This window comes from Mesorhizobium sp. M2A.F.Ca.ET.037.01.1.1, assembly GCF_003998075.1.
GTDB lineage: Bacteria > Pseudomonadota > Alphaproteobacteria > Rhizobiales > Rhizobiaceae > Mesorhizobium.
Genome location: NZ_RZSA01000765.1, coordinates 1 through 3,302, shown reverse-complemented (window position 1 = coordinate 3,302; position 3,302 = coordinate 1). Strand labels below are relative to the sequence as shown.

At 65.4% G+C, this 3,302-nt stretch carries 3 protein-coding genes; all 3 read right to left on the bottom strand.

The window, feature by feature from the left end; all coding sequences use genetic code 11:
- Positions 1–149 precede the first annotated feature (149 nt).
- Positions 150–1,181: an Hsp33 family molecular chaperone gene (locus EOA27_RS28585; RefSeq protein ID WP_126079345.1), complete on the bottom strand. Its 1,032-nt coding sequence runs from the start codon at positions 1,179–1,181 to the stop codon at positions 150–152.
- Positions 1,182–1,301: 120 nt separating this feature from the next.
- A complete protein-coding gene (gene argF, locus EOA27_RS28580; protein ID WP_126079346.1) occupies positions 1,302–2,213 on the bottom strand; it encodes an ornithine carbamoyltransferase in 912 nt (303 codons plus the stop codon).
- A gap of 16 nt (positions 2,214–2,229) precedes the next feature.
- On the bottom strand, positions 2,230–3,302 hold a 1,073-nt coding region (locus tag EOA27_RS28575), incomplete at its 5' end, for an aspartate aminotransferase family protein (protein WP_145970588.1).

Genomic DNA, 3,302 nt, shown 5'->3' with positions numbered 1-3,302 from the left:
AAAGCGCATGCCCCGTTCCCTTTCTGAGTCTCGACAACCAGAAGGTAGACGGAAAATCCCCGTCTTACGGGGCATGCACATGCGGCATTTCGATTCACCCGAACCTTTCCCCGGACAGCCCTGCGTGGAACGGGGAGAAGGAATGGGTGTTACTCCACCACGAACTCGGCCGGATCGAAGTCGTATTGCGTCGAGCAGAACTCGCAGGCGACGTGGATGCCGCCCTCCTCGGTCGAGTCCTTGATCTCCTCGGCCGAAAAGCCTTGGAGGATGCCGTGGATCTTCTCGCGCGAGCAGGAGCACTGGTAGTCGACGGGCACGCTGCGGAAGACGCGCACGCCGTGCTCGTGGAACAGCCGGTAAAGCAGCCGCTCGGCGCCCACGGTCGGGTCGATCAGCTCGGTCGGCTCGATGGTGCCCAGCAGCGCCAGCAATTCCTGCCAGGAATTGTCGGCCGGGTGGTCCGTCAGCTCGCGGTCGTCGCCGTCGCCGCCCGAAATATCGGGAATGCGCATGCGCTCCGGCGCCTGCGGCAGGAACTGCGCCAGGATGCCGCCTGCCCGCCACTGCTCGCGCGCGCCGCCCGGGCCGGGCGTGACCAGCTTGGCGACCGACATCTTGATATCGGTCGGGATCTGCTCCGACTGGCGGAAATAGGTGCGCGCGGCATCCTCCAGCGATGTGCCGTCGAGCTGGACGATGCCCTGATAGCGCTGCGTGTGCGCGCCCTGGTCGATGGTCAGAGCCAGGACGCCGTTGCCGAGCAGAGCCTGCTGCGAGGTCTCGCCGGCGTCGGTCAGCGCCTGCAGCCGGTCGGCGTCGAAGCGCGCATAGGCACGCAACGCCTGCGGCGTGGTGAAATCGGCCACCAGCATGTCGACCGGCCCGTCGGTGCGGGTCTGCAGGATGAACTTGCCTTCGAATTTGAGCGAGGTGCCGAGCAGCACGGTGAGCACGCAGGCTTCCGCCAGCAGGCGGGCGACGGGCTCGGGATAATTGTGGCGGCTCAAAATAGCGTCGAGCATCGGCCCGAGCTGCACGGTGCGGCCGCGCACATCGAGCGGCGCGACCTCGTAAGGCACGACGTGGTCGTCGCCGGCGAAGCCGAATTCACCGAGTTGGGGTTTATGCTCAGCCAAGGTCTGGGTTTCCAACATGACAAAACTCCGGGGCGCAGCCATGCAACCCGATGAGCCGCATGCGTCGAAGCGCGTTCAATTTACGTGATGGCCCGCAAATAGGCATCACCTGTCCCCAGATCAAGTTGACCCCGATCGGACCGGAAGCCAGGTCCGCCGCTCTCAAGCGCCCAGGCACCAGGCCAGCACCGCCTTCTGGGCGTGCAGCCGGTTCTCGGCCTCATCGAAGACCACGGAATGCGGCCCGTCGATCACCTCGTCGGTGACCTCTTCGCCGCGATGCGCCGGCAGGCAGTGCATGAACAACGCATCGGGCTTGGCCTTAGCCATAAGCGCCGCGTTGACCTGATAGGGCAGGAAGACGTTGTGGCCGCGAGCACGGTGCTCCTGGCCCATCGAGACCCAGCTGTCGGTGACGACGCAATCGGCCTGGTCGACGGCTTCTTCGGCGGATTTGGCAAACCGGACCTTGCCGCCATTGGCTTTCGACCAGTCGACATATTTCTCGAAAGGCTCGCTGCCTTCCGGCACCGCGACATTCAAGTTGAAACGGAACCGGGCCGAGGCTTCGAGCAACGAGTGCAGCACATTGTTGCCGTCGCCGGTCCAGGCAAAGGTCTTGCCGGCCACCGGGCCGCGATGCTCCTCGAAGGTCATGATGTCGGCCATGAGCTGGCAGGGATGCGTGTCGTCGGTCAGCCCGTTGATGACCGGAACCGTGGCGTTCTCGGTGAGCTCGATCAGCCGGTCGTGCGAGGTGGTGCGGATCATGATGGCGTCGACATAGCGCGACAGCACTTTCGCCGTGTCGGCGATGGTCTCCGAGCGTCCGAGCTGCATCTCGGTGCCGGTCAGCATGATCGTCTCGCCGCCGAGCTGACGCATGCCGACATCGAAGGACACGCGCGTGCGCGTCGAGGGCTTGTCGAAGATCATGGCCAGCACCTTGCCGTCGAGCGGTTTTGAGCGCTCACCCGCCTTGAGCCTGGTCTTTCGCGCCATCGCGTCGTCCAGCATGATACGCAGGTCGCCCGCCGAAACGGCGGATAGATCGGTGAAGTGGCGCACGCTCATCGGCAGGTTCCAGAACTTATTTCGCGGCTTCGGCCGCTATCGCGTCGGTCAGGCCCTTGGCGCCGCCGCGGATGCGCCTCAGCGCCTCGCCGATCTCCTCGTCGGTGACGGTGAGCGGCGGCAGGAGGCGGATCACGTTGTCGCCGGCCGGCACGGCAAGCAGATGCTGGTCGCGCAGCGCCATGTTCACCTTGGTGTTGGGCATGGCGCATTTCAGGCCGAGCATCAGGCCGGTTCCCCTGATGCCTTCGATGACCTCGGGAAATTCGTCCGCGACCGCCGCAAGGCCCTGCTTCAACAACAGAGCCTTGCGCTGCACATCCTCGAGGAAGCCGTCGGCCAGCACCACGTCGAGCACGGCGTTGCCGATCGCCATCGCCAGCGGATTGCCGCCGAAGGTGGTGCCGTGCACGCCGGCGGTCATGCCGGTCGCCGCCTCATCCGTGGCGAGGCAGGCGCCCATTGGGAAGCCGCCGCCGATGCCCTTGGCGATCGCCATCAGGTCGGGCGTGACGCTGGCCCATTCATGCGCGAACAGCTTGCCGGTGCGGCCGATGCCGCACTGGACCTCGTCGAAGATCAGAAGCAGGCCGTGCTGGTCGCAGAGCTGCCGCAGCCGTTTCAAGGACTGCGTCGGCACCGGGCGTATGCCGCCCTCGCCCTGCACGGGCTCGATCAGGATGGCCGCGGTCTCCGCCGTGATCGCCTTTTCCGCGGCATCGATGTCGTCGAATGCAACCTGGTCGAAGCCTTCGACCTTGGGCCCGAAGCCCTCGAGGTATTTGTACTGGCCGCCGGCGGCGATCGTCGCCAGCGTGCGGCCGTGGAAGGCGCCTTCGAAGGTAATGATGCGAAACCGCTCCGGATGGCCCTTGACGAACTGATAGCGCCTGGCCGTCTTGATGGCGCATTCCAGCGCCTCGGCGCCTGAATTGGTGAAGAACACCTTGTCGGCAAAGGTGGCATCGACCAGCCGCTCGCCCAGCCGGCGCTGTTCCGGGATCTCGTAGAGATTGGAGACGTGCCAGAGCTTGGCGGCCTGTTCGGTGAGCGCCGCGACCAGATGCGGATGGCTGTGGCCCCTGTCTC

Bases quoted from the DNA above. Each gene is read 5' to 3' on its own strand.
- argF (WP_126079346.1), bottom strand. From the start codon at position 2,213: ATGAGCGTGCGCCACTTCACCGATCTATCCGCCGTTTCGGCGGGCGAC.
- EOA27_RS28585 (WP_126079345.1), bottom strand. From the start codon at position 1,181: ATGGCTGCGCCCCGGAGTTTTGTCATGTTGGAAACCCAGACCTTGGCT.